Annotated in this window: 24 protein-coding genes; 16 read left to right on the forward strand and 8 right to left on the reverse strand. The window is 34.8% G+C overall.

Features of this window, described 5'->3' with window-relative positions; all coding sequences use genetic code 11:
• Positions 1–30 precede the first annotated feature (30 nt).
• The 3 genes from ACTIEI_RS01105 to ACTIEI_RS01115 are packed head-to-tail and all read left to right on the forward strand — an operon-like array spanning position 31 to position 2,547.
• A complete protein-coding gene (locus ACTIEI_RS01105; RefSeq protein WP_439504430.1) occupies positions 31–1,035 on the forward strand; it encodes a PorP/SprF family type IX secretion system membrane protein in 1,005 nt (334 codons plus the stop codon).
• 35 nt (positions 1,036–1,070) lie between these two features.
• Positions 1,071–1,859 (forward strand): EI24 domain-containing protein, encoded by a 789-nt coding sequence (locus ACTIEI_RS01110; protein WP_439504431.1) that lies wholly within the window; start codon positions 1,071–1,073, stop codon positions 1,857–1,859.
• Entirely contained in the window at positions 1,831–2,547 is a 717-nt protein-coding gene (locus ACTIEI_RS01115) for an SAM-dependent methyltransferase (RefSeq protein ID WP_439504432.1), read from the forward strand. The genes ACTIEI_RS01110 and ACTIEI_RS01115 overlap by 29 nt, the downstream gene beginning before the upstream one ends.
• A gap of 32 nt (positions 2,548–2,579) precedes the next feature.
• Here ACTIEI_RS01115 and ACTIEI_RS01120 read toward each other — a convergent pair whose 3' ends face one another.
• Complete coding sequence (locus ACTIEI_RS01120) at positions 2,580–2,972, reverse strand: hypothetical protein (RefSeq protein ID WP_439504433.1); 393 nt, start codon at positions 2,970–2,972, stop codon at positions 2,580–2,582.
• 7 nt (positions 2,973–2,979) lie between these two features.
• Positions 2,980–4,350 (reverse strand): M20/M25/M40 family metallo-hydrolase, encoded by a 1,371-nt coding sequence (locus ACTIEI_RS01125; protein ID WP_439504434.1) that lies wholly within the window; start codon positions 4,348–4,350, stop codon positions 2,980–2,982.
• Positions 4,351–4,450: 100 nt separating this feature from the next.
• Between ACTIEI_RS01125 and bshA the strand changes: the two genes are divergently transcribed.
• Positions 4,451–5,584 (forward strand): N-acetyl-alpha-D-glucosaminyl L-malate synthase BshA, encoded by a 1,134-nt coding sequence (gene bshA, locus ACTIEI_RS01130; RefSeq protein WP_439504435.1) that lies wholly within the window; start codon positions 4,451–4,453, stop codon positions 5,582–5,584.
• A gap of 28 nt (positions 5,585–5,612) precedes the next feature.
• On the opposite strand, the gene ACTIEI_RS01135 is transcribed toward bshA, so the two are convergent.
• A complete protein-coding gene (locus tag ACTIEI_RS01135; protein ID WP_439504436.1) occupies positions 5,613–6,410 on the reverse strand; it encodes a hypothetical protein in 798 nt (265 codons plus the stop codon).
• Positions 6,411–6,496: 86 nt separating this feature from the next.
• Complete coding sequence (locus ACTIEI_RS01140; RefSeq protein WP_439504437.1) at positions 6,497–7,693, reverse strand: aspartate aminotransferase family protein; 1,197 nt, start codon at positions 7,691–7,693, stop codon at positions 6,497–6,499.
• 59 nt (positions 7,694–7,752) lie between these two features.
• Here ACTIEI_RS01140 and ACTIEI_RS01145 point away from each other — a divergent pair, with 59 nt between their 5' ends.
• Positions 7,753–8,295: a gamma carbonic anhydrase family protein gene (locus tag ACTIEI_RS01145; RefSeq protein WP_439504438.1), complete on the forward strand. Its 543-nt coding sequence runs from the start codon at positions 7,753–7,755 to the stop codon at positions 8,293–8,295.
• On the opposite strand, the gene rsgA is transcribed toward ACTIEI_RS01145, so the two are convergent.
• On the reverse strand, positions 8,296–9,222 hold the full coding sequence (gene rsgA, locus ACTIEI_RS01150; RefSeq protein ID WP_439504439.1) for a ribosome small subunit-dependent GTPase A: 927 nt from the start codon (positions 9,220–9,222) through the stop codon (positions 8,296–8,298).
• Positions 9,223–9,334: 112 nt separating this feature from the next.
• Here rsgA and ubiE point away from each other — a divergent pair, with 112 nt between their 5' ends.
• From ubiE to ACTIEI_RS01180, 6 genes are read left to right on the forward strand one after another with little or no spacing between them, the layout of a single operon-like run.
• A complete protein-coding gene (ubiE, locus tag ACTIEI_RS01155) occupies positions 9,335–10,078 on the forward strand; it encodes a bifunctional demethylmenaquinone methyltransferase/2-methoxy-6-polyprenyl-1,4-benzoquinol methylase UbiE (protein ID WP_439504440.1) in 744 nt (247 codons plus the stop codon).
• Between the two features lie 20 nt (positions 10,079–10,098).
• Positions 10,099–10,773, forward strand: coding sequence for a porin family protein (locus ACTIEI_RS01160; RefSeq protein WP_439504441.1), 675 nt, complete (start codon positions 10,099–10,101; stop codon positions 10,771–10,773).
• Positions 10,774–10,805: 32 nt separating this feature from the next.
• Positions 10,806–12,149, forward strand: a complete 1,344-nt coding sequence (locus ACTIEI_RS01165; protein ID WP_439504442.1) for a dihydroorotase — start codon at positions 10,806–10,808, stop codon at positions 12,147–12,149.
• A 24-nt stretch (positions 12,150–12,173) separates the two neighbouring features.
• Complete coding sequence (locus ACTIEI_RS01170; protein WP_439504443.1) at positions 12,174–13,487, forward strand: MutS-related protein; 1,314 nt, start codon at positions 12,174–12,176, stop codon at positions 13,485–13,487.
• Between the two features lie 25 nt (positions 13,488–13,512).
• The gene (locus tag ACTIEI_RS01175; RefSeq protein WP_439504444.1) at positions 13,513–14,664 is read left to right on the forward strand and encodes a nitrilase-related carbon-nitrogen hydrolase; all 1,152 of its coding nucleotides are present in this window, start codon (positions 13,513–13,515) and stop codon (positions 14,662–14,664) included.
• A 3-nt stretch (positions 14,665–14,667) separates the two neighbouring features.
• On the forward strand, positions 14,668–16,047 hold the full coding sequence (locus ACTIEI_RS01180) for a flavin monoamine oxidase family protein (RefSeq protein ID WP_439504445.1): 1,380 nt from the start codon (positions 14,668–14,670) through the stop codon (positions 16,045–16,047).
• A gap of 68 nt (positions 16,048–16,115) precedes the next feature.
• Here the strand turns inward: ACTIEI_RS01180 and ACTIEI_RS01185 are convergent, their stop codons facing one another.
• From ACTIEI_RS01185 to ACTIEI_RS01195, 3 genes are read right to left on the reverse strand one after another with little or no spacing between them, the layout of a single operon-like run.
• Positions 16,116–17,735, reverse strand: coding sequence for a DUF262 domain-containing protein (locus tag ACTIEI_RS01185; RefSeq protein ID WP_439504446.1), 1,620 nt, complete (start codon positions 17,733–17,735; stop codon positions 16,116–16,118).
• The gene (locus ACTIEI_RS01190) at positions 17,732–18,763 is read right to left on the reverse strand and encodes a hypothetical protein (protein ID WP_439504447.1); all 1,032 of its coding nucleotides are present in this window, start codon (positions 18,761–18,763) and stop codon (positions 17,732–17,734) included. Before ACTIEI_RS01190 ends, ACTIEI_RS01185 begins: the two co-directional genes overlap by 4 nt.
• The gene (locus ACTIEI_RS01195; protein WP_439504448.1) at positions 18,753–19,976 is read right to left on the reverse strand and encodes an AAA family ATPase; all 1,224 of its coding nucleotides are present in this window, start codon (positions 19,974–19,976) and stop codon (positions 18,753–18,755) included. The genes ACTIEI_RS01190 and ACTIEI_RS01195 overlap by 11 nt, the downstream gene beginning before the upstream one ends.
• Before the next feature lie 498 nt (positions 19,977–20,474).
• Here ACTIEI_RS01195 and ACTIEI_RS01200 point away from each other — a divergent pair, with 498 nt between their 5' ends.
• The 5 genes from ACTIEI_RS01200 (at position 20,475) to ACTIEI_RS01220 (ending at position 25,905) form a co-directional block, all read left to right on the forward strand.
• Positions 20,475–21,683: a helix-turn-helix domain-containing protein gene (locus ACTIEI_RS01200; protein WP_439504449.1), complete on the forward strand. Its 1,209-nt coding sequence runs from the start codon at positions 20,475–20,477 to the stop codon at positions 21,681–21,683.
• 200 nt (positions 21,684–21,883) lie between these two features.
• Entirely contained in the window at positions 21,884–22,603 is a 720-nt protein-coding gene (locus ACTIEI_RS01205; RefSeq protein WP_439504450.1) for a hypothetical protein, read from the forward strand.
• Positions 22,604–22,637: 34 nt separating this feature from the next.
• Positions 22,638–24,116, forward strand: coding sequence for an alpha/beta fold hydrolase (locus ACTIEI_RS01210; RefSeq protein WP_439504451.1), 1,479 nt, complete (start codon positions 22,638–22,640; stop codon positions 24,114–24,116).
• A 112-nt stretch (positions 24,117–24,228) separates the two neighbouring features.
• The gene (locus tag ACTIEI_RS01215) at positions 24,229–25,443 is read left to right on the forward strand and encodes a redoxin domain-containing protein (RefSeq protein WP_439504452.1); all 1,215 of its coding nucleotides are present in this window, start codon (positions 24,229–24,231) and stop codon (positions 25,441–25,443) included.
• A gap of 36 nt (positions 25,444–25,479) precedes the next feature.
• On the forward strand, positions 25,480–25,905 hold the full coding sequence (locus ACTIEI_RS01220) for a lipocalin family protein (RefSeq protein WP_439504453.1): 426 nt from the start codon (positions 25,480–25,482) through the stop codon (positions 25,903–25,905).
• The last annotated feature ends 13 nt before the right edge of the window (positions 25,906–25,918 follow it).

Raw genomic sequence — 25,918 nt, forward strand, 5'->3', positions numbered from 1 at the left:
AATTTGTATCTTTAAGACCAAGTTTGGCGTATGCGCAAAGTAATGCTTTTGTGGGTGGGGATGGTTTTTGCTGTGGTAGCTACTGCACAAGATCCGCATTTTTCGCAATTCTTCTCTTCGCCGCTTACATTAAATCCAGCATTTACCGGAAAATTTTTTGGAACTTATAGAGTTGCAGGAAATTACCGGAATCAATGGCCTACCATCAATAATGCATTTACGACAGGCACGGCCTCTATAGATTTTCAGGTAATGCCAAACAAAATGGCTACAGGAGATGCATGGGGAGTAGGATTCATGGCTTTGAACGACAACAGTAGTAATGGGGCAGTAAAATTTAATTATGGAAGTATTTCCACGGCTTATCATAAAAGTTTAGATGAAGATGGAATGCATCAAATTGGATTGGGCGTACAAGCCACTTATGCCAATATGCTCATCAATACCAACAGTCTGAATTTTGAAGATCAGTTAACTACAGCGGGTTTTACACGCATTACCTCTGAGATATTTAATGCAAGTAATCTAAAATCGAATTATGTAGATTTAAATGCAGGCTTATTGTATAACGGAAGTACCAACGATCGAAATAATTTTTACTTCGGAATAAGCCTATATCATATTAATCAGCCAAAGCAAACATTCACTGGTGCTGAATATTTATTAAAACCTAGGACTAATATTCATGTTGGCGCTTATTTTCCATTAAGCCAAACGATTACTATGCATTTGAGTGGATCACAAAGCTTTCAAGCAAAAGCAAGTCAAACCATATTTGGAGGTGCATTGCAGTTAAATGCCACTCCCAATCAAGACAATCCAACTAGTTTATATGTGGGAGGATGGATGCGATGGAGAGATGCTATCATCCCCTATATCGGTATAGAATTTAATAATTTAAGAATAGGGGCAACTTACGATTACAATGCCTCTTCATTAAGAACAGCTTCTATGAATAGAGGAGGAATAGAAGTCTCATTAATTTATATCAGAAGACCAAATACAGATAGACCAGTTAACTGTCCCAAGTTTTAGATTGCTATTTGTTATCTTTGGCAAAAACCCCCTGATTGCTAAAAGAAATTATTATATCCATTCAAGCATACGGTAAAGCACATCAATTTATAAAAGCCAATAAATTGTGGAAATGGATTATTGTGCCAGGCTTATTGTATATGCTATTGTTTATTACTGGCATGTTCTTCTTTAGTCAGAGTGCCAATAATGCCATTGAGTGGATTGCACTTAAAACAGGCTTAAAAGGCTGGCTAGATACAATCGACAATGGATTTTTAGGATTCTTATTTACGATGGGAAGCATGCTCTTATGGATTCTGCTCATGCTTTTTTACTTTTCCTTATTTAAATTTTTATTCCTGATAGTAGGCTCCCCCTTGTTTGCTTATTTAAGTGAAAAAACAGAAGCCATCATTGAACAAAAAGATTTCCCTTTTAATAAAGAGCAGTTTATCAAAGATATAATCAGAGGCGTAAAACTTTCTGTGCGCAATAGCTTGTGGCAAACAGTATACTTACTCAGTATTATCTTTCTTAGTTTGATTCCTGTAGTTGGCTGGTTAACTCCATTTTTAGCATTGTTATTAGAATGCTATTATTATGGTTTCTCTATGTTAGATTATAGTATGGAAAGACATAAAAAATCGGAAGCAGAAAGTATCGCATTTGTGAGTGCACATAAAGGGCTTGCCATGGGCAATGGAATCGTATTTTACTTGTTTCATTTTTTACCCATTATTGGTTGGATCTTAGCCCCTACTTATGCAGTAGTTGCTGCCACTTTAAGCATTTACCCACTAAAGAAAGAAGCCCTTGAACAATCCATCAGTAAAAACGGGTAAAGTCATTTTAATCCCAACGGTATTGCACGAAGATGCTTTGCACACAATTCCTGCATATATAACTGAGGCAATAAAAACCTGTTCGGTATTTTTTGTAGAGAACGAAAAAACCACCCGTCGTTTTTTTAAAAAGCTTTGGAAAGAAATGGTGATAGACAATTACCAATGGCATACCATACATAAAGCAGAAAACGCAGTTACCAAAGCATTCATTGAAGCATTAGAAAAAGGACATACCATTGGAATTGTAAGTGAAGCGGGTTGCCCAGGCATTGCAGATCCAGGACAAATCTTGGTAGAAGCCGCACAGGCAAAGGGTTTTAAAGTGACACCCTTGGTTGGGCCCAGCTCCATCCTAATGGCATTAATGGCCAGTGGAATGAATGGACAGTGCTTTCAATTCAATGGATACTTACCCATTGACTCTTTAGAGAAAAAGAAAAAAATAAAAGCACTCGAAGAAGATTCATTAAAAAATCAATGCACGCATATTTTTATTGAAACCCCATATAGAAACAATCAATTATTGGCAGAACTTTTACAATGTTGTAAGCCAGAAACCCGCATTTGTATTGCTAAAAATATTACGGCCCCTGACGAAATAATTGTAACTAAAACGGTAAAAGATTGGGCAAAAAAAATACCGGAACTTCATAAAATTCCGGTAATCTTTTTAATACAGGCTTAAATAAATAAACTCGCACCATCGCTGCACATGCATCATTGGTTCTTCGGCGCAATGATGGTTTCATTGCCTACGCCTCTTACTTCTAAGATGCTGTCTACAATATATTTTTCTACACCACGCCAAGGCAATGCACCTAAGTAGCGTTTATAATGCACATTAATTTCTCTGCCTGAATTTTGATTCAATACATTGGCTACTTTTTCATCTACTACACTAAACACAAATTCATTGCTTTGCACATTGGCCTTAAACCCACTCTGAATTAAATTGCCTTCATAGGTTTTAAATACGAATCCCTTTTGTTGAAAGGTATTTAGTATTCCAGCTTTGGTACCTTCTGAGTACACAAAATAAAAACGCCAATATATAAATGCAACTAGCAACAAAATGATTATGGTAGTAGCACTCCAAGCAAATTTTTTCATTGTCATATTACAATCCGTATTGATCAACAAGGTAGATTAATGCAGCCATATTCACTGCACCCAAATTCAATTCTCTTTTATTCACGTTTTCGAATACATCAGAACGAGCATGATGAATATCAAAATAACGCTGGCTATCTGGCATCAAACCAGCAATCGGTGTTCCAAAAGTTTTATTGAGTGGACCAATATCTGCACCACCTCCACCAGCTTGCAAGAAGTCGGTACCATAAGGTTTTAGCAAAGGCAACCAGTTTTGAATTTTAGTTAACTGCGCGGGAGAGACGGTGAAACCAAACCCTCGCGGTGTAAATCCCCCCGCATCAGATTCTAAAGCAAATACATGTTTCTCTTTATTTTTTTGTGCTTCTTCTGCATATTTATTTCCACCGCGCATGCCATTTTCTTCATTGGCAAATAATACAAAGCGCAGTGTTCTTTTTGGCTTGTAGCCCAATGTTTTTAATGCACGCATGATTTCGATGGTTTGTACGATTCCCGCACCATCATCGTGTGCGCCTTCATTTACATCCCAACTATCTAAATGACCACCTACAGTAATATATTCGTTTGGAAATTCAGTACCCGTTAATTCAGCCACCACTGAATGACCCACTACATCTGGGCCAAAAGAACCATTGGTGGTCATGGAAACTTTAATGGAACTATTTCGTGTAGTAGACCAAATATAATCAGCGTCTTCATTGCCTAAAGCAATCGCTGGAATTTTAGGATACGCTTCATCATAACCTGTTGTACCTGTATGTGGATTGTTATCGGTCGCTTCGGTTAAAGAACGAATCATTACACCAACCGCGCCATATTTTGCAGCACGGCTAGGGCCTGATCTTCTATATTGACCTGCCTCTCCATATGATTTAAATGTTTGAATATTGGTTGGATTGAATTTATTGTTGAAATATACAATCTTACCTTTCAATTGGTCTTTCTTGGCCTCCATTTCATCAAAATCTTGCACGGCAATTACTTCAGCTACCAAGGGTTTACCACCCGTACCCAATGAATTACCCAATGCCAATACATCTAATGAACGATTGGTTTTTTTTCCGTTCTGTAATACCACAGCAGCCAAGTCTTTGCCGCCTCTTTTCCAATTGGGCATCATGCATTCTTGTAAAAAAACTTTGTCTGCCCCTAATTTTTTAAGGGATGCTTCGCCCCACTGAACTGCTTTTGTATATTGAACAGAACCAGCTAAACGGCCTCCAATTCCTTTAGTGAGTTCGCGCAATAAATCATGGGCCTTACCATTGCGCATAATTTCATCACTTATTTTCTTGATATAAACCGAGTCCGCATTGCTTTGAGCGGAAGCCAGCATTGGAATAAATGCGGCTAGAATAAATAATTGCTTCATTGGCTAAAGTTAACGATTTGATCGATTTGTTATGCTTTGATGAACGGAACGAACAAAAGCGAAAAAAAGCCGTTCTTTACATAGATTAATCTAGCAGTTTATGCGTATAGGTATTGTGTGTTATCCCACATTTGGTGGATCTGGTGTTTTGGCGACCGAATTGGGTAAAGCCTTGGCCGATGAAGGACATCAGGTCCATTTTATTACGTATCAGCAACCCGTGAGATTGAATGTATTTAATACGAATATCTTCTATCATGAAGTGAGGGTACCTACCTATCCTTTATTCGACTACCCTCCCTATGAAGTAGCATTGGCCAGTACCATGGTAGACGTAATCATGAATTACGATTTGGACTTGTTGCATGTGCACTATGCTATTCCGCACGCATCTGCAGCATATATGGCGCGTCAAATTGTACAGAAGAAAACAGGCAGACATGTACCATTCATTACTACGTTACATGGTACAGATATTACCCTAGTAGGAAAGGATAAAACCTATGAACCTGTAGTTACTTTCTCTATCAATGAAAGCGATGCCATCACCGCGGTATCAAAAAACTTGCGCGATGAAACCTTTCAATCCTTTGCAATTGAAAAAGAGATAGAAGTCATTTACAATTTTGTAGACGTTAGCCGCTTCAATAAAAAACCAATTGATGCATTTAGAAAAGTGATTGCACCACATGGTGAAAAAATATTAATGCACGCGAGTAACTTTAGAAAAGTGAAAAGAGTGACCGATGTGATTAAAGTATTTGCAGCTGTTCAGAAAGTAGTGCCTTCCAAATTATTGATGGTGGGCGATGGCCCAGAGAGACCAGCTTGTGAAGAATTGGTGAGAGAGTTGGGGGTAGAACAAGATGTACGGTTCTTAGGTAAACAGGAACAAATAGAAGATATTCTTGCAGTAAGCGATGTGTTCTTATTGCCATCTGAATACGAAAGTTTTGGATTGGCCGCATTAGAAGCCATGGCAGCCAGAACCGTGGTAATCAGTACCAATGCGGGTGGATTAAGCGAAATCAATATTCAAGGTCAAACAGGGTTTATGGCCGACGTAGGCGATACCGCAGCCATGAGCAGTTTTGCCATTGAATTGCTGCGCGATGAAAGCCGACTCAACACCATGAAAGAAGCTGCGTATACACAAGCCACTTTGTTCGATATCAAAAATATCATCCCGATATACGAAAAACTATACGGCAGGTTTTGTAGGATGGGTTTGTGACAACTGCCCAAAAAATAGTACTGACTTTTTATAAAATCCTTACTATTTGTATACTAAAACCATGTGATTCGTCTGCAATGCGAAAAGGTTTCGGTGGCCAATACAAACCAAATTGAACCGCTGGTCGTAAACGGTACTTTTCAGCAACGTGAATATTTAAACCTAGTGGAATAAAAAGACGTTGTACTGAATAAGACCTTCCACTCCAACTGCGATTTTCATAATTAAGTGATCCTAGTACTTCAGCGCCTCCGTTGGTGCTTGTAAAAGTTAATTTGTCTATGCTGCTACTGTAAGTATGTAGAATTGATTGATGATACAAATATTGAATTCCTGAGAAAAAAGACGCTTTTTTCTCAGGACGAAAAATGTAAGTTAATCCAAGTTGCACTCCTAAATAATTGCGTCTTTCGGAAAAGTTTAAGGTTTCAATATTTCGTTGATTCACGGAAGGTATTGGATTTGTCATATATCGTTTCGACAAAAATCCAGTGGGGTGACTTTCTTCTAAACCCACTGAAATACCCAGATTTATTAATAACTTTTTGCTTAGTTTACTATTTCCTTTTAAAGAGAATGCTGTTGAAAAATTAATAGATTTTGTTAGACTGTAAAACCTTCCTGAACCACCAAGTGCATCATGCTGAAAGTTATTTATGTAGTTATTGAATTCAAGTGGATTTTTCATTAGGTAACTTATGGTCAGAGGGTTGTTACCAAAGCTTTGAGTTTCAAAAAAATTTGTGCCTATTTGAAGTTCAGTAAGTTTTTGAGCTCTTGTATTTTGTGAAATTAAAATGATAATTATCAATACATATTTTCTCATATCATCAGAAAAAGCTTAAAGAATATTTTTCTTAGTTTATGACATGAAATTATAATGCTTGGTAGATATTTCTTTATGAACAATTACTAAAATTGTGTTAACAACTGTTCAATACTATTCAACACAATATCACATAGCAGGTGTAGTTCTTCTTCTGTAATAATTAGCGGGGGCGCAATTCTGATTCTATCTGGCGCAAATAAAAACCAATCAGTTACTAATCCATTTTGTACACAAGCATGTGCGATGGCCTGTGCTTTTGCATCTGAAGCAAATTGCAAGCTTATCCACAAGCCATGGCAATTCATCGACACAATGGCTGGGTGTTGCAATCTTGTTGTTAATATATTGGCTTTGTGCTGTACTTGTTCAATCCATGCCCGATTTGCCAAGAGCAATTCAAAAGCCGCTTTGCCTGCAGCGCAAGAAACCGGGTGTCCGCCGAATGTAGTAATATGTCCTAAAACAGGAGCATAAGTTAAAGTATTCATGAGTCGTTGGTCGGCTATGAATGCACCCAGAGGCATCCCTCCCCCCAATGCCTTGCCCAATAATAAAATATCGGGCACAATGCCGTATTGTTCAAATGCCCATAAAGTTCCTGTTCTACCAAAGCCCGCTTGTATTTCGTCTAATATCAACAACACACAATGTTGATCACATTTTGCGCGTAAAGCTTTCATCCATGTTTCGGAGGGAGCAGTGACGCCGCTTTCTGCCTGAACCGTTTCAATAATCACACAGGCTGTTGCTGAATCAATGGCTTCAATCAATTCATCAGAACCATAATTAAAATGATACACATCGGGCAACAAGGGTCTGAATGCGTTTCTAAAGTATTCATCGCCCATTACACTCAATGCGCCCTGAGTACTGCCATGATAGGATTTATTGGCTGCAATAATTTTAGTGCGGTTGGTAATGCGCTTAGCCAGCTTCATTGCGCCTTCTGTGGCTTCTGCCCCACTATTGGTAAAATACACGCAGTTTAATGAAGCAGGTAAATATTCCGTGAGCAGTTTTGCATAAGCTACCTGAGGTTGTTCAATAAACTCTCCATACACAATCACATGCATATAGGCAGCCGCTTGATCTTGCACCGCTTTAATAACAGCGGGATTACTATGTCCAATATTGCAAACACTAAAGCCAGATATACCATCAATGTATTTTTTTCCGTCCGTATCAGTGAGCCACACCCCTTCTGCACTGGCCATTTCAATGCCAATGGGTTTGGGCGAAGTTTGTGCCACATGGTCTAAAAATAATTGACGATGATTCATTTGAGCCCAAACTTATACTAAGATTGTCGATTATTTATATCTTCATTGCAAATTCTATTATGGCTACTATTTTACCTGTACTTGGCAAACACCCTCAAATGGGTTCAGATTGTTTTATTGCACCCAATGCAACCATTGTAGGAGATGTAGTGATGGGCGATGAATGCAGTGTATGGTTTAATGCGGTCATTCGCGGAGATGTACATTATATTAAAATGGGTGACAAAGTAAATGTGCAAGATGGTGCGGTGATTCATTGCACTTATCAAAAAAATCCAACCGAAATTGGCAACCGCGTTTCTATAGGTCACAATGCATTGGTGCATGGATGTACCATTCACGATGATGTGTTGATAGGGATGGGATCAATCGTAATGGATCGCTGTGTAATTCATTCTAATTCAATCATTGCTGCTGGCGCTGTTTTATTAGAAGGCACAGTGGTAGAATCAGGAACGATCTATGCTGGCGTACCTGCGAAGAAAGTAAAAGACTTATCACCCGATATGGTACATGGGGAGATTGATCGGATTGCCAATAACTACGTTCAGTATGCTTCTTGGTTTAAGGATTATAACCACAACAATTTCTTGAAGCAATAACTAATACTTTTTGTCTTCCATCGTATCTAAGATGGTTAAATAACTCACGTATCGGTCTTCGGAAACTGAACCAATACCTACTTGTTGCTTCACTGCGCAGCCTGGTTCATTAATATGCATGCAGTTATTAAATTGACAATCGTTGAGCAATAAACGCATCTCCGGAAAATAATGCGAGAGTTCCGATTTGCTAACGTCTACAATCCCCAATTCCCTTACCCCTGGTGTATCAATGATATGGGTCTGTTCATCTATGTCGAACATCTCCGCAAAAGTAGTCGTGTGTAATCCCTTCCCACTCCAATCGCTTACTTCCTGTGTTCGCAAATTAAACTGGGGAAATAAATGATTGATAAAAGTGGATTTCCCTACGCCACTATGTCCACTTAACAATGTGGTTTTATTGGTCAATAGATTTTTTACTTCTTCTAGTCCTTGATTGTTCTCGATACTGGTTAGCAGAACTTGATACCCTGCATTGGTATAGATCTCTTTCAGCTCATGAAACTTCTCCATTTCTTTGGCCCTGTATAAGTCTGCTTTATTGAAAACAATAATGGCAGGAATATGATAAGCTTCGCAGGAAATTAAAAATCGATCTATAAAACCTTGAGAAGTTTTGGGGTCACGCAGCGTTGCAAACAATAAACTTTGATCTAGATTGGAAGCAATAATATGGTGCATCCGTTTGTTATGTGGAGACACTCTGGCCACATAATTTCGCCGATCATGAATTTGGTGAATGATGGCCGACTCTTCTTGAACATCTTCAATATCCATTTCTACCTCATCTCCTACTGCAATAGGGTTGGTAGATGTATGACCATCAATTTTAAAAATACCTTTTGCACGGGCATTATAAAATTGTCCATTTGCAGCTTTTGCTACATACCAGCTACCCGTTGATTTGTATATTTTGGCCTTCACAAGTACGAAGATACTAGCAGCACGCACAATTTTTGCGAAATATTAACCCAAATAAAGCCTAAGAGGGCTTAACAGAACTATTTCAAGGGATTAAAAAGAATATCTTTGACCCATGGCAAAATTTGCGCACGATGAAATAGTGCCTTTTAAAGAAAGTGAGCTGGCAAAAAAAGACCAGGTAGCAGATATGTTCAATAATATTGCTTATCGCTACGATTTCTTGAACCGTTTTTTGAGTGTAGGGATTGATGTGGGCTGGCGTAAAACGGCCATCAAGCAACTCAAAACAATCGCTCCAAAAAAGATATTGGATGTTGCAACCGGCACGGCCGATGTAGCATTATTAACCGAGCAGCTATTAAAACCAACAGAAATTGTTGGGATTGATATTTCTGATGGCATGCTCAGTTTTGGAAGAGAGAAAATTAAAGCTAAGGGCTTAGAAAACACCATTACTTTACTCAATGGAGACAGTGAAAATATTCGTTTTAACAACGATTATTTTGATGCCATTACAGTAGCTTTCGGGGTAAGAAATTTTCAAGACCTGAGTAAAGGTTTAAAAGAAATGCACCGCGTGTTGAAACCGGGCGGCAAGGCAGTTATCTTAGAATTTTCTAAACCCAGTTCAATTGGCTTTAAACAATTGTATCAATTTTACATGAATTATATCACTCCTTCTATTGGTAAACTCTTTTCAAAAAACAAAGATGCTTACCAATACCTCAACGATAGCGTGCAGGCATTTCCGGAAGGAGCTCAATTTTTAAATATACTGAATGAAGCAGGCTTTACCCAAACCTATTTGAAGAAATTAAGTTTCGGAATATGCACTATTTACTGCGGAAGCAAATAGTCCTGCTCGTAATTGGCCTAATGGGTCTTTTACAGTATAGCTATGCTCAAAAACAACTCTACCGGATGCACCGGGAAGATCAACTGTATTATTTTGGCATTACGCTGGGATATAACAGTTCTTATTTACAAGTAAATAAATCTAATTTATTTACCCAATCAGATAGTATTCTACTGGCCGAACCTGGCTCTAGTGGCGGTATAGCAATGGGATTATTAGCAACTGGCCGTTTGGGAGAACATTTTCAAATTAGAGCTAATCCGCAACTCATTATTGGTGGTGCTAGAAGTATTCGTTATGAATTGGGAAGTGCTAGAGTAGGTGAAGGAAGCACCCAAATTCAGCGGCTACCATCCACCTTGGTTAGCTTTCCCTTTCAACTGAAATTTAACTCAGATAGGATTGGCAATTTTAGAACCTATATTTTGGGTGGACTAAAATATGATATAGATCTGTCTTCTAATTCCACTGCAAGAAATGCAGATGATATCATTAAATTAAAGAGAAATGACTTTGGTTTTGAAGGGGGTATTGGGTTTAATTTTTACTTACCCTTCGTAACTATTTCTCCTGAAATTAAAATCAGTTACGGCTTAACCAATTTACATCAAACCGATGCGGCTTTGAAATACTCCAATGTTTTAGACAAAATCCAGTCTAGAATGATACTATTTTCTATACATATTGAAGACTAAGGTTATATGCTGCGGATTAAATAAATTGCAGCATGCAACATACCATAATTAAGAATGCGAGTATTGTTAATGAAGGAGTAATCATTCAAGGTGATTTATTGATTAGCAACGATAGAATAGAAAAAATTGGAGGTAGTATTGATATAAAAGCTAGGGCTACCGAAATAGATGGAACTGGTTTACACGTATTGCCTGGTGTGATAGACGACCAAGTACATTTTAGAGAACCGGGCCTAACCCATAAAGCCAATATTTATACCGAAGCAAAAGCAGCTGTTGCAGGCGGAACCACTTCGTTTATGGAAATGCCCAATACTTCTCCTGCTGCATTAACAGTCGATTTATTAGAGCAAAAATACAGTAGAGCAGCAGAATCATCTTTAGCGAATTACTCCTTTTTCATGGGTACTTCTAATGATAATTTAGAAGAGATTCTACAAATCAATAAAAAGAAAAATCAGGTTTGTGGAATTAAAATTTTCATGGGCTCTTCTACTGGAAATTTATTAGTAAACAACACTTTGCAATTAGAGAAAGTATTTGCAGGAACAGAATTATTGATTGCCACCCATTGCGAAGAAGAATCCTTGATTAAAGAAAATCTAGCCAATTTAAAATCAACTGGTAAAAAATTAACAGCTGCAGATCACCCTATTATTCGCAACGAAGAAGTGTGTTTTGAATCTTCTTTTAAAGCCATTCAATTTGCCAAAAGAAACAATAGTCGTTTACATATTTTGCATATTAGTACCGAGCGTGAACTACAATTGTTTACGAATATGTTTCCGCTGAAAGACAAAAGAATTACTGCAGAAGTTTGTGTACACCATTTACATTTTACCGCGGACGATTATGATCGTTTAGGCAATCAAATCAAATGCAACCCTGCCATTAAAGGACCGTCTAACAAAGAAGCATTGTGGAAAGCACTATTAGACGATCGTTTAGACATTATTGCTACCGATCATGCCCCACATACCTGGGAAGAAAAGCAAGAAGATTACGAACATGCCCATGCAGGTTTGCCCTTGGTTCAACATTCATTACAATTGATGCTACACTATGTAAAAGAGGGTCGTATCAGCTTGCCAAAAATGGTAGAAAAAATGAGTCATGCGGTAGCCGACTGTTTTCAAATACACGAGAGAGGGTATATCAGAGAAGGCTATATGGCAGATTTAGTACTGGTCAATCTGAATAAACCCTATACCATTCGTAAAGATAATATTCTGTATAAATGCGGCTGGAGTCCTATGGAAGGAATGACCATGCCTTCCAGCATCGAAAAAACTTTTGTAAATGGCCATATGGTTTATGGAAACGGAGTGTTCGATGAATCTAAATGGGGAGCAAGAATGGAATTCAGGAGAGATTAAAACCACTATAATAGCCAGCAGCCTATGCAAGTTGATAAAGTTACATTACATGATCTCTCTGTTTTTCATTCAGAGGAATTCCAATCGGTATTCCATCATATCAATTTAACCCATACCAATGGGGGTAGAGAATATTTGCGGCATATATTGGCCCATCCACTAGATAGTGTAAAAGCAATTGAGCAAACACAACAGACCATTCAATTTTTAAGTACAATCATTCATCAATATCCAGTAAGCCCAACCAATGGAACCGTGTTGGTCATGGAAAAGTTTTATGAGTCTCCCATCAATAACTATCCATCTGATATTGGAGTGGTCAACGCGTACATCTATAAATGGTTAAACCTTGCCGATTATTCCTTATCAAAGTTTACCGTAGAACACGCATTGGATTTTGTTCAAGGGATGGAAAAAATAGCTGCCTTGATTAGTACGGAAACTGCTTCGGTTTGGCTTTCACAAACGGCAGAAAGGATTCAACAACTGTTGAATAAAGAAATGGTACAGGCTATGATACAGTCCAATAAAAAAGACCTATCAACCACTACCATACTAAAGTTTGCGCAGTTCTTAAAAATGCGCTACCGCAATGCCACAGAAGAATTAATAGATATCCATAGTAAACTAGATGCTTACTTAAGTTTAGCAAAAGCTGCTAAAAAATTCCATTTTAGTTACCCCGAACTAATTGAAACCAACGAACCTTGTATTGAAGCAGAGGGCTTGTATCATTTTCTATTAGAAGTGCCTATTCCTTATCATCTAACCTTAAATAGAGACGCCAATTTTATTTTTTTAACAGGCGCAAATATGGCAGGCAAAAGTACTTTTATTAAAGCGGTAGGATTGGCTGCTTATATGGCGCATATTGGTATGGGGGTTCCTGCTACAAAAATGAAATTGAGTAGACTGGATGGCATACTGAGTAATATTCAGGTTAGCGATAATATTTTAAAAGGAGAGAGTTTCTTTTTTAATGAAGTACAAAGAATTAAAAAAACCATTGAAAGAATTAGTGACGGGAAAAAATGGTTGATTTTAATTGACGAATTATTTAAAGGAACCAACCAAGAAGATGCAGTTAAATGTAGTACCGTGGTCATTGAAGGATTGAGAAAGCTACCCAATGCATTATTTGTTCTTTCTACCCATTTATATGAAATAGGACATAACTTAAAACATCACTCTAATATTCAGTTCCGTTATTTTGAAACAGCCGTTCAAGACGATCAATTGGTTTTTAGTTACCAATTAAAAGAAGGGATTAGCAATGATAGACTGGGCTACCTTATTTTGAAAAGAGAAGGTGTGGTAGGCATGTTAGAAAATTTATAGTATCTTAACGATAAAATGATACTAGATGAAATTCCTTGTAAAATTGGTAGGCATTTCGATGATTTTGGTGGCCCTATACAATGTATGGGTTGTCATTGATGTTCCACCTCCCGATAAAGTATTGGCCAGCAGTGCGGTTGACAGCAATAGCATTGTATCTGCCGGAGTTGATTCGGGCAAAGGAAATTTGTTGGGGATTCAACCAGTGTTACAACCTATTCATTACGCCAATAAAGTTACCCTTAGAGAAAATTTACGTAGCTACCTGAAAGCTGCAAAATTGCGGGGATATCTCAATCCTAAAACAGTGGTTGTTTTTCCGGAATACATTGGCAGCTGGTTAGTTGCCATGGAACAAAAAAGCAGTGTTTATGAAAAAGCTGATTTAACAGATGCAATGACTGCTGTGATTACCGCGAATCTATTCAAATTTGCTGTTGCATATTTTTCTACACCTGATGGTGTAACCGAAAAAGATAAGTATGCGGCTTTTGCTATGAAAGCAAAACAAATAGCCAATGCTTATCATGAAATTTTTAGTGAACTCGCATCAGAATTTAAAGTAACCATTGTGGCTGGGTCTGTTGTTTTACCAGAACCTTCCATTAATGAAATGGGCAAACTAAAAATAAGCCGTGGTAAATTATATAATACCAGTGCGGTTTACAGCCCAGAAGGAAAATTACAATCTCCATTAGTTAAAAAAATATTCCCCATTAATGATGAAGCTGGATTTACTGCAAGTGGGGATCCAACTCAGGTTCCTGTATTCAACACCCCTTCCGGAAAATTAGCAGTATTGGTTTGTGCAGACAGTTGGTATCCTGCTGCTTACGCAAAATTAGGTACTGATATAAAAATGATTGCAGTTCCTTCTTTGGGTGCGGTTGATTCTGTTTGGAATGCTCCTTGGAATGGTTACAATGGATTTAAAGCACCCGACGATGTAGACACTTTAGACTACAAAAAAATCACAGAAGGAGAAGCTTGGCAGAAATATTCAATGGGGCCAAGAGCCAATAATGTAGATATCCCTTTTGGATTAAATGTTTTCTTTACGGGAAATATGTGGGGCAAAAAAGCAGAAGGAAGAGTGCTCGTCTTAGATAAAAACGATTTATCTGTTTTACCAGCTACCACCAATTCCGGTAGAATTGTTAACCTCTGGTTACATTAATTTATGCAGTACGATGTTGTGGTGATTGGTGCTGGCTATGCTGGATTAGCCGCTGGTTTGGCTTTGCAAAAAGCAGGAAAAAATATACTATTGTTAGAAGCTCGCAATAGATGTGGCGGCAGAATTTTAACCGAATATTTTAGTGAACAGGATTACACCGATCTAGGCGGCCAGTGGATAGGCCCTGGGCATGAAAGAATGTATCAACTGGCCGCCGAATTTGGCATAGATACTTTCCATACCTATGATAGTGGAAAGAGCACACTGCTATTAAACAGCAAAATAAAACACTATAAAGGGTTGATTCCGCCCCTGCCCTTATTTGCTTTATTGAGTTTAGATAGAGCCATCAGCAAAATAAATAAACTAGCAAAAACCATTGATCTAGAACATCCTTATCAATCACCCAATGCAGCAAAATGGGATGCCATGAGTTTGCAAGATTGGATGAACAGCCAAATGAAAAGCGAAACAGCTAGAAAAATGTTTGCGGTTGCAACGGAAGCCATTTTTGCAACCGACGCATCAACGATTTCATTTTTACACGCACTGTTTTACATCAAGAGCAATACTCATTTAGACTTCTTAATGAATGTAAATAAAGGCGCTCAACAAGACCGAATAAAAGGAGGAGCACAAAGCATTTGCTTTAAAATGGCAGCAGCTTTAGGGGATACCATTCACTATGAAAAAGTAGTAACGCATATACACCAAGAAGACAGTAAAGTAACAATTAGTGGTCAAGGATTTAGTTATACAGCTGCGCATTGTATAGTAGCAGTGCCCCCTGCTGTATCTACTGAAATCAATTATACCCCAGCAGTACCATCTAACCAATGGCAATTGATGAAAGCCAGTTTTATGGGTACGGTGGTAAAATGTTATGCAGTGTATGATCGTCCATTTTGGAGAAAGGAATTTAAAAATGGATTGGTAGCCGCCCCCGATGAATTAACTAGTGTGGTATTTGATAACTCTCCATTCAATGGTAGCAAAGGCATTTTAATGGGCTTTAGTTTGGCAGAAAAAGCCAAGCAATTAATGCAGCATAATCAAGCAACCAGAAAAGAAATAGTGAAAGAAGGATTTGTAAAAATGTTTGGACCAGAAGCAGCCAATATAGAATACTATACCGATAAAAGTTTTACCGAAGAACCATTTACCAAAGGATGTTATGCAGGCATGTTTCCTCCAGGCATACTCACCCAATTGCAAACATCACTAGCCACTCCATTCCAACGCATTCATTGGGCAGGCACAGAAACCAGTACCCAATTTAATGGTTATATGGAAGGCGCTGTTAGAAGTGGGGAAAGGGCGGCGAGGGAGATTTTGGAATTAAGGATTGATGCAGTAAACAAAATTGAAATTAATAAATTCTGAATATTTAGGATTTAAGATATTTAAAGCACTTTATAAATAATCAAGATAAAATTTAAGTACCACTAAAATTAAAAAAACTGTTCTTCGTATAAAATTTCTTCAAACTGATTGATAAAAGCTTTTTCCGCTTTTATGATTATTGATAATCTATATGATAAAATATTATCTGAAATAGAGTAATTTGATAATATAAATTTCTTAAGCTTTTCATCCAAGAAATAATTGGCCGAAAATGTATTAAAATCGCTTCGAGATAATAAACTTTTGATATTAAGTAATTTATCTTGAATTAAATTCCTTTCGTTGAATTCTGAAATGTAATTAATTGTAACAATAGCATTTTCAGGCGTTTGAACATGAGGAAACAAATAGAATATCTTGTAGTGGTCTACCTGTTCAGAACGAATAGGGTGAAAATTATTAGAATAATTTAACAAAAAAAGTACAAGTGCATTTGCTCGAACACTTCCTAATGCGATTTTCCTAGGAAAATCTGCAACTTGAAATTTGATAGTTGGTTTATCATTATATACTGGAGATTGATTATCTAGTTTTACGAAATCTTTAAAATGATTGAATGCCGCCCTCTGTTTACTCAAAGAGTAAATAGTAAAATAATTTGAATATGTGGTCACCCAAAACCATTTTTTTAAATTATTAAGTTGGAGTTTAGTTGGATTTTCAACTTCTTGAAAAAAATAAGATAAAAAGATGAGCTGACTACCATATGGCAGCAGTTTACTATCAATGACAAGCAAATCTTCAAACAAAAACTGTACTGCACGCTTAATACTTTTAATAGAAGATCTAGCTTTATTAACAAAGACTGGTTTGTCTTTAATTATATCATTTAGTTTTACATCAAAAAATAATTTACCATAAGATGTTTGAATACATTGTAAAATCAAATCCCTTTTAATTTCATCAAAATTGTAAATAGCTAAATCTTCAATCAAAGTATCTATTTCTTCACCAAGAGTAAATTTATTGTCATTATAAGTTAATGCCGAAAGCATCCAATCAGTTGATATTTTCATGCCCATAGAATTAATTCGAGAAAAAATATCTACAGCATCCTCAATAGCCCCCCCTATAATTTGTATTGCTGGCAATTCATAATCCAATAATGTTGAAGCCAAAACTCTCGCCCGATTAATAAGAAGATCAGCCTTTTTATTATCGTCATAAGCCCTTCTAAGTTCATCTGAGTAATTCAATAATGCAAACGTATCAATCAAGATATTCACGGGCAAATATGAAACTTCTTTGGGAGTTCCTCTAGATAAAGTGAACTCTTCATTTTCCAAATCATAATAAATGGAAAAATCACTTACAATATTATCTAATACATCTAAACTAGTTTTTTGGGGGCTGACTAAACATCCAAACAAAGTAGTTAATCTTTGAAAACCATCTAATATATAGAAGTATTCAAAATTTGGCTTAGTTGGTTTCATTTTATAGGGCCCAATAATGTCTTTGGTACTAAAAACCTCGTCGGGTTTCCAAAATAAAACAGAACCAATTGGGTACCCTTTTTTAAGGCTTTCAAAAAGATCTAACTTTTCTTTTTTTCCCCAAACAAAATTTCTCTGGAAAGAGGGCACTTTTAATCTTCCATTCTCTATATCTTCTATATAATTTATAAGCCTTGTAACCCTTGGTGTCACTTTTAATTTAGTACTCATAATCGTTGGCTTATTTCTGTTAAAATACTTACAAGCTCGTTAGGATCAACTTGATGGTTACATCTATTTTGCAAATCAGCACCCTTGACAACATCCAGATTGAAAAGTCTCGGTAATAACTGCTTGTAGTCATTATTTCCCTCCTTATCCATAATTATTGGGTATTTTCTTAATATAACACTAATATCTATTTTTCTCTTTCTGAATATCATATAATCTTCTTGAGATAAATCGCTATATAAATCTTGTATATTAGGATCAAGACTTTTAAAGTTAACATCTTTAAACCCATTTTCAATATCAAAATAATCTTTTTGCAATGATGTGAGCTTTTGATAAGCATTTATAAAAATATCTTCCTTTTCTAATTCTTGAAAAACAATATTCGGAAGGTAATTTTCTATTTCTCTTTTTTCTAATACATGATAAGATATATTCTTAGAATTCAAAAAATCAAAAACTTTATTTTTGTTAGTTACCGAATCTTCAGGGAAGGTCTTGTCGCTATCCATAATAACAAAAATTCTCAAGTAAGAATATTTATCTTTGGGAAGCCCTTGAAAACTTAAAGCCTTATTCTCAATGAAATTAGGAATATTATTACACCCCCCTGCATTACCATATTCAAACCAACCAAAATTTATAGAATGTTGAATTTTCTTTGCATGTTTTTTAAAATTTTTAATTAAAGAATTGATGAAATAAGAATCATTTAAACTATTCTCAAGAAGTAATATAAATGGGGGTGATAGATATCTTATTCCCTCTTCTATGCCCATTTTATTTTGATTAGTAGGGTCAATTTCTAAATCTGGCTTTAAGCTTCCTTCAACATATGAGCTAAAATAATTTTCAATTGTATCTCTACTATCAGAGTCTAGGCTTTTGAATATTTCGGTGTCCCTAACCAAACTCAATTCAACAAAAAAACTGTACCGATGATTAAATGAACATAACTTTAATAAATAACTTATTGACTGAAAGTTATTCTTATCCAAAAATGCTCGGTAGGAAATTTCAATTACCATTTTTCATTTTCAATTGAACAGATCTTAAGGCCAAAGTTTCATCTAGGGTCTCTTTAAAAATATGTTCAGGCCAAAAATCGACAGAACCATCATCATTGACATTAATTTTCTTAAGGGTACTCATGTTTAAATCATCATCACTATCAACCCAATAAATGGCAAGATCAGATTTAGGTAATGTACCTTCTGCAACAAGCCTCCTTAGTCTTAGTACAAAGCTTGGGGAATGTGTTTCAATTAAATATTTTTTGTCAAGTTGTAAGGCAGTAATTGCAAACAATTCGGCTAAATTAGCATGAGCAATTGGATGCAAATGTAATTCGGGTTCTTCAAAAATATTTAATGTAGGCTCTCCATTTGCTATAAAGGCACTAACGATAAGTGGAAGTGCTTGACTCATTCCTTGTCCAGCATCTGCAATATTTATAGAAAAATATTCAGGTACATCTTTAAACAAATGAATCTCAAAAAATGGCATTTTATCGTTTACAACTTTTAATTTCCAGCCGTTAAAATTTTGTTCAAACCAATTACTTACATCATTAATAACAGTACTTTCAGACTTTAAGGATTCAGCTGCAAGAATTTGATAAGCGTTAAGACCATCATTTCCGATATTTGGATCTTCAATATTACTAGTGAATTGAAAAATTCTTATACTCTGGGAAAAAACTCGAAATGGGCCTACATAATTTGTTTTAAATAAGAAAGAACTGATATCAATTAATCCTGGTGACGCTTCATTCTCAATGTAATTAATATGCTTCAATACAAACCCATTAAACAGACAACTATATTGTTTGTTATCTACATTATTAAAGTAGACTTGTGGTGACACGTATTTCAAATCATAATTAGTATCTAGCTTCCAAGAAAATATATTGGGCAATGAGTTCATCTCATACCCTGGAATTGTCACTTCAATTTCAAGTTCTTGCTGATTATGTGAAAAAAGATGAAAATAAATTGGTCGACTTGGCTGGCGATAACTGAAAACATCTCTGTACTCAGCACCAAGCATAACACCGTTATTATTAAACTTAAATGCCTCTGCAAATTTCCCCTTGACTGATTGTTCTAACAATGTGGGTAGCTTACATATTGCACTTTTTCCAGAGCTATTTTTCCCAATCAACACAGTAATTTTCTTGAGTTCGAGCTCCTGTATTTCTGTAAAAGATTTATATGATTTGAAGAGTAATTTTTCAAGCATATTTTAAAGTTCTAGTTCACAATAAATACTTTGCTAATTTATAATACTTCAAAGCTATTAAGGAATTAAAGGTCTCAGAGAAATAGTATAAATAGTTAAAGTTAAATAATATAAATAAATAATTTTTGATAAGTTAGCTAGAAGACATTAAAAATTCTTTTCCCACGAATCTAGAATGTAAAACTATAATAAAAGTATGCAAATATATTTTATCAATTTTTAACTTCTGAATACTCATAAAATCAACATTTTGAATGAATAGGTAGATTTTGTCATTAAAAAGGAGAACAAAACAGCCAATTTAAAAGTCAAGAAAAAGCATAAATCTCTTCATACTTACTTAAATATCAATCAAGTAACAATTCCTTATATGATATAATTAGTTTAATTTTTGTTTGAAATTGTTCTTGGTTTATAAGTTATAAATATCTCATCTAAGACTTACTCCTTTCTTCTAAGTAGATTTCTTTTGCTATTTTTGAAATTAATTTATTCAGAATGCTCTATTTATTTGGAATTGGCATTAATTTTTTTCTAATCCTTCTGCTTTTTTCAAAAAAAGACAAAATATTAGCTGATAAGTTTTTGTTAGCTTGGCTAATAATCATTTGTTGCCATTTATTGCTTTTTGTTGTTGCTACTTCAATACCTGGGAATAAATATATTGACGTATTTGCGATTGCTCCCCTTTTTCCTCTATTACACGGACCAATGCTGTATTTGTATTCAGCAGCATTGACGAATATGCTACCTGAAAATAAAAAAATATGGACTTTACATTTCATACCTTTTATTGTGGTTTTAATTATAATTAGTCCTTTTTTAATATTATCCCCAGAAGAAAAAATAGCTATAATTGATTCCGGAGGCAAAGGATTTGAAATTCAGATAAGAATTAATAATTATTCTACGTTAATTTCTGGAATCGTTTATGTAATATGGTTGTTTGTGATTTTAAATAAGCACAAACAAAATATTGCCAACCAATTTTCTTATGAAGAAAAAATCAAATTAAACTGGCTGCGATACTTAATTTACGGGCTGGGAATTATCTGGATAATTATAATTGCACAAAAAATAAATGAGACATCTTACGATAATCTGATTTTTGGCTTTGCTGTTGTATTGGTCATTATCATTGGTTATTTTGGTATCAAACAAGGAAGGATATATAGTAACACAATTAGTCAACAGCTAAATAACAACTTTGAAATAAGTTTAAATCTTGAAAAAATTGAAAATAATATAACTAATTCAGAGATTTCTGAGATTAGACTAAATCAAAGCTTAGATAAGAAAGGCCAAAATTTAGTTAAAAAGAAATATGCAAATTCAGGGCTAACAGAAATAACATCGCAAATACAATATGAAAAGCTGAATGAATTGATGCAAATTGAAAAATTTTATACGGAGCCGGAACTTACTCTTTCAGCTTTAGCGGAGAAATTGGATATTTACCCGAATCATTTATCACAAATAATTAATGAAAAAGAAGGTAAAAACTTCTATGATTATATAAATAAACTAAGAGTCGAGGAATTTATACGCCAAGTTCTTTTACCTGAAAATTCGAAGTTTACTATGATGAGTATAGCATTAGATTGTGGGTTTAATTCAAAATCATCCTTTAATAAGAATTTCAAGAAAGTCACTGGACAATCTCCAACAGAATATCTAAATAAAAGAAGTCTTGATTCGATTTTATAAGTACTCTCCTACACTGTAAGCCATATTTTTAGTTATTACTAATCTATTCGCCTGATAATCAATCGCTAAACAATAAGCCTCGCCATATAGGATAACCCCTCACTTGGAATTTTGAGTTTAATATTTGCATAAATCAAAAAGCAATGGTAATACAATCATTGTTTATTGCCATTCTATCTATTCAACTCAAAATCAAAAAAATGAAACAACTTATTCCTCTTTTTTTTGTTGGCTTGATAAGCCAGCACAGTTTAGCACAAAATAATGGAAGTGAGTCCATTCCATACATAAACCAAAGCTACTCCAATAGTGGGAAATTGTATACTGAACTGATTAATCCTCAAAACCCAGATTATCAACTTTCAGATAGTTTGAATAAGTATATAGGCAACTATCTACTTTCTGGGCAAACTGTAAAAGTTAACGTAAAAGATAATATACTAATTGCCTCAATTCCTGGTCAACCAGAATATGAATTAGTTTTTACAAGGGACCATATGTTTGAAGTAAAGGGAGCTCCTGGTTTTACGGTTTCTTTTGAAAAAAATAAGAGTGGGGATATAATAGGATTTACCCTAAATCAACCAGATGGAAAAATTAAGGCTAAAAAGGTTTCCGAAGAAATATTGAATAACACTGAAACACCAGTTAAACTTTCACTAGAACAGATAGAAAAATTTACTGGAAACTATATGTTATCAGGCAATATCATAAAAGTATACATCAAAGAGAATACACTTATGGTCAAAATTTCTGGTCAGCAGGATTTTGAATTAGTGGCTAATAGTGAAAGCAATTTTAGTGTAAAAGGAGTAGCTGGTTTTAGTCTACAGTTCCAAAAAGATAATAAAGGAAATGATACTGAATGCATTATTCGCCAACCTGGAGGAACTGTAATTGCTAAAAAAACATCTAATTAATCATTTTAAATATAAAAAAATAAAAGAAGTGATTATGAAAAATAGAACATTTATTATAAAAATAGTTTGTTTATTCTTATTGAATATAATTAGCAAACAAATATTCTGTCAAGTTCCCAAGTTAAAAGAAATAACTTATGAAGAAATAAAAGCTAATGGACAAGCTGTAAAAATAGTACACGGATTTATTGATGTACCAGAAAATAGAGAAAAACCAAATGACCGAATAATAAGATTGCCTGTGGCTATTTTAAAATCGCCACTAAAAGATGTAGGAGAACCAATATTTTATTTTGAAGGCGGACCTGGGGGCTCAAATATGTTAGACTTGAAAAGTCTAGGTTTAGTAACTAATCATGATATCATTTGCGTGGGTTATCGTGGTGTAGATGGAACAGTAAAACTACAATCAAAAAAAGTTGGAAAAGCAACAAAGGGATTAAATAATAAACTACTTAGTGATAAGTCTTTAGATAACTTAGAAAAAGCGATAAAAGAGTTTGCTGCATCAATAAAAGAAAAAGGTATTGATATAAGCAAATATACTATGCTAGATGTTATAGAAGATATGGAATATACCCGTAAGGCATTAGGCTATGTAAAAGTGAATTTATTTAGCGTTAGCTATGGAACAAGAGTAGCATTAATATATAGTTATAAATATCCAGAGGTAATTAAGCGATCAGTAATGGTAGGTGCAAACCCCCCAGGCCATTTTGTTTGGTTCCCTGAAAAAACTGAACAGATTCTTGATAAATACGACAGTATTTATAAGGCTACCAATATTTTCAACTATAAGGGTTCAATTAAAGCAGCTATAAACCAAGCATTTGATAAAATGCCCAAACGTTGGCGGGTATTTAAATTGGATGCCGATAAAATTAAAACTTCAACATTTCAAATGATGTTATCTAAAGAAGGAGCTGTTGAAGCGTTTGATGCATATTATAATGCAGCAAATAATAAGGATTATAGTGGTCTTTATATGATACAGACACTATTTGATAAGGGAATTACTAAAAATATGGCATGGGGAGATTATTTTCAAAAAGCTGCAAGTGCAGATTATAATCCAACTGTAAATTATCGAGATTGGTTAAGATCTACAAGAACCACTTTGGGACCTACATCCTCATTACAAGGTTGGGGAACTATCAAAGCCTGGCACTCATATTCAATACCAGAGGAATACCAAAAAGTTCAAAAATCAAATACTGAGACATTAATAATAAGTGGGAATCTAGATATATCAACCCCTTCTGATTTTGCCACTGAAAAGTTATTACCAGCAATGCCAAATGGTAAGCAAGTAATCCTAAAAGATTATTCACATAATTTATTAAGCGGGAAACAAAATGGTACAGTATTTGGATTAATATTTAATTTTTACGATACAGGAAAAGTAGACGAAACAGGTCTACTGTATGATCCTATAGATTTTTCAGAAGTTAGATCGCTAAGTACAAAAGCAAAAAAGAAATATTTCTCTCTTTTACTGAACAAGATTTTCTAAAAAATAAGATTCAAAAGCTGTTTGTTTACAATTTTCTGTTGTTTGTAGAAAGCATCCGCTTAGGGTTACAAAGTTTCTATAATCTTACATATAGAAAATCAATAAAGATATTATGAAAAGACTTGACCTGATTATAGTTTCTATTTTGTTTATTTCAACAAAAAGTTATTCCACTTTAAATAAAGATTCAATAAAAATTATAATTACTATAAGTGGATTTACTCATGGGTTTAATGATAGTACATGGCTTTACTTGGATAAAGCAGAAAATTTTGGAACACCAATAGATTCTGTAATGATAATAAATGGGAAATTTTCCTTTAAAGTAAAAAAGACTTTAAATGATATTCCACAAAACTTTGCCATCAGAACAAAGTCTTTTACAGACTATAAATTTTTCTGGGTAGAGAATAAATCTATTGAATTTAGTGGCATCAAAGGCAGCTTTAGAAAATCTTTAATTAATGGGTCTTTATCAGAAGAATTGAATCAATTGTTTGAAAAACTAAGAAATCCAATTGAAAATGAAATCGATAGTTTATTGAGAACTATTGGCAAAACTGATAGTTTAGCTTATAAACGAGTTTTACAACTAGAAAAGAAGCTTGATGAACAATCAGCACAATTAATTTTAAAATATCCTAATCAGTTTATAACGACTTATTTATTAAGTGTCTATTGTATCAAATGGGGTAAAGAGATAACGAGTTCTATATATGCCAAAATTCCCAGTAAATTCAAATTAACAATACACGGATCTAAAATAAAAAATTATTTAGATTTAAATAGGCAGATTAAAATTGGTGATCAATTTGTAGATATTCAGCAGAATAGTATTAATAAAGTCCAATTAAAACTCTCAGATTATCGTGGGAAATTTATATTACTGGAATTTTGGGCTTCTTGGTGTGGCCCATGTAGGAGGGACAATCCTTTCTTAGTTGAATTATATAATAAATATAAATCGAGTGGTTTTGAAATATTTGGAGTCTCTCAAGATGTAAATGAGCAAAGCTGGAAATCAGCGGTTGAAAAAGATAAACTTTCGTGGCCAAATGTTAGTGATTTAAAAGGAAGTGAAAATGCTGCTGCATTAGTGTATGGAGTTCATGAAATTCCAACGAATTTTTTAATAGCTCCTAATGGAAAAATTATTGGAATAAATTTGCGTGGCATAGAACTAGATAAAAAGTTGAAAGACTTATTTAATGTTAAAACCCTAAAAGATACTCTCGCTGAAAAAGTAATGGCTGAGCAAGATAAAGAAATTTATGGACTGAAAGGGAATACTAAATCAGATTTTCTTTTGAGTAGTACAACAAAATAAATACAAATATTAATTAACCTTAAAAAATTTGCTTCTTTGAAAGATATAATCCTATCGTTAGTTATACTAGGCAGCACAGTTGTGGCATGTAAAAAAAGCGATACCAACCCCTCTTGTGATCCTAATATAACAACTCTAACAGGCATATACAAAACTACCGCTATAATATACAAAGCCAATAGTTCAGGGACAGAGCAAGATATTTTTTCAACACTTGATGCATGTGAAAAAGATAATGAAATAATACTTAATGCCAATGGTATTGCGCAATATATAGATATTGGTTTAGTTTGCTCACTCAATGCAAATTCTACAAGTACATGGTCAATAAGTGGCAATACAATAACTATGGATGGAACAATTGGATCAATTCAGTTTTTCGATTGTAAAAAATTAATAGTAATAACATCGCCAGGAATTTTTCCAGGAGATATATATAGGGTTACCTATGAGAAAAAATGAGAATAATAATTAC

This window comes from Sediminibacterium sp., from assembly GCF_051860225.1.
GTDB lineage: Bacteria > Bacteroidota > Bacteroidia > Chitinophagales > Chitinophagaceae > Sediminibacterium.

Coding starts and splice junctions, on each gene's coding strand:
- ACTIEI_RS01195 (WP_439504448.1), bottom strand. CDS start 19,976: ATGCTTGAAAAATTACTCTTCAAATCATATAAATCTTTTACAGAAATA.
- ACTIEI_RS01205 (WP_439504450.1), top strand. CDS start 21,884: ATGAAACAACTTATTCCTCTTTTTTTTGTTGGCTTGATAAGCCAGCAC.
- ACTIEI_RS01145 (WP_439504438.1), top strand. CDS start 7,753: ATGGCTACTATTTTACCTGTACTTGGCAAACACCCTCAAATGGGTTCA.
- ubiE (WP_439504440.1), top strand. CDS start 9,335: ATGGCAAAATTTGCGCACGATGAAATAGTGCCTTTTAAAGAAAGTGAG.
- ACTIEI_RS01175 (WP_439504444.1), top strand. CDS start 13,513: ATGAAATTCCTTGTAAAATTGGTAGGCATTTCGATGATTTTGGTGGCC.
- ACTIEI_RS01120 (WP_439504433.1), bottom strand. CDS start 2,972: ATGAAAAAATTTGCTTGGAGTGCTACTACCATAATCATTTTGTTGCTA.
- ACTIEI_RS01170 (WP_439504443.1), top strand. CDS start 12,174: ATGCAAGTTGATAAAGTTACATTACATGATCTCTCTGTTTTTCATTCA.
- bshA (WP_439504435.1), top strand. CDS start 4,451: ATGCGTATAGGTATTGTGTGTTATCCCACATTTGGTGGATCTGGTGTT.
- ACTIEI_RS01210 (WP_439504451.1), top strand. CDS start 22,638: ATGAAAAATAGAACATTTATTATAAAAATAGTTTGTTTATTCTTATTG.
- ACTIEI_RS01185 (WP_439504446.1), bottom strand. CDS start 17,735: ATGAGTACTAAATTAAAAGTGACACCAAGGGTTACAAGGCTTATAAAT.
- ACTIEI_RS01200 (WP_439504449.1), top strand. CDS start 20,475: ATGCTCTATTTATTTGGAATTGGCATTAATTTTTTTCTAATCCTTCTG.
- ACTIEI_RS01135 (WP_439504436.1), bottom strand. CDS start 6,410: ATGAGAAAATATGTATTGATAATTATCATTTTAATTTCACAAAATACA.
- ACTIEI_RS01180 (WP_439504445.1), top strand. CDS start 14,668: ATGCAGTACGATGTTGTGGTGATTGGTGCTGGCTATGCTGGATTAGCC.
- ACTIEI_RS01160 (WP_439504441.1), top strand. CDS start 10,099: ATGGGTCTTTTACAGTATAGCTATGCTCAAAAACAACTCTACCGGATG.
- ACTIEI_RS01165 (WP_439504442.1), top strand. CDS start 10,806: ATGCAACATACCATAATTAAGAATGCGAGTATTGTTAATGAAGGAGTA.
- ACTIEI_RS01140 (WP_439504437.1), bottom strand. CDS start 7,693: ATGAATCATCGTCAATTATTTTTAGACCATGTGGCACAAACTTCGCCC.
- ACTIEI_RS01125 (WP_439504434.1), bottom strand. CDS start 4,350: ATGAAGCAATTATTTATTCTAGCCGCATTTATTCCAATGCTGGCTTCC.
- ACTIEI_RS01190 (WP_439504447.1), bottom strand. CDS start 18,763: ATGGTAATTGAAATTTCCTACCGAGCATTTTTGGATAAGAATAACTTT.
- ACTIEI_RS01215 (WP_439504452.1), top strand. CDS start 24,229: ATGAAAAGACTTGACCTGATTATAGTTTCTATTTTGTTTATTTCAACA.
- ACTIEI_RS01105 (WP_439504430.1), top strand. CDS start 31: ATGCGCAAAGTAATGCTTTTGTGGGTGGGGATGGTTTTTGCTGTGGTA.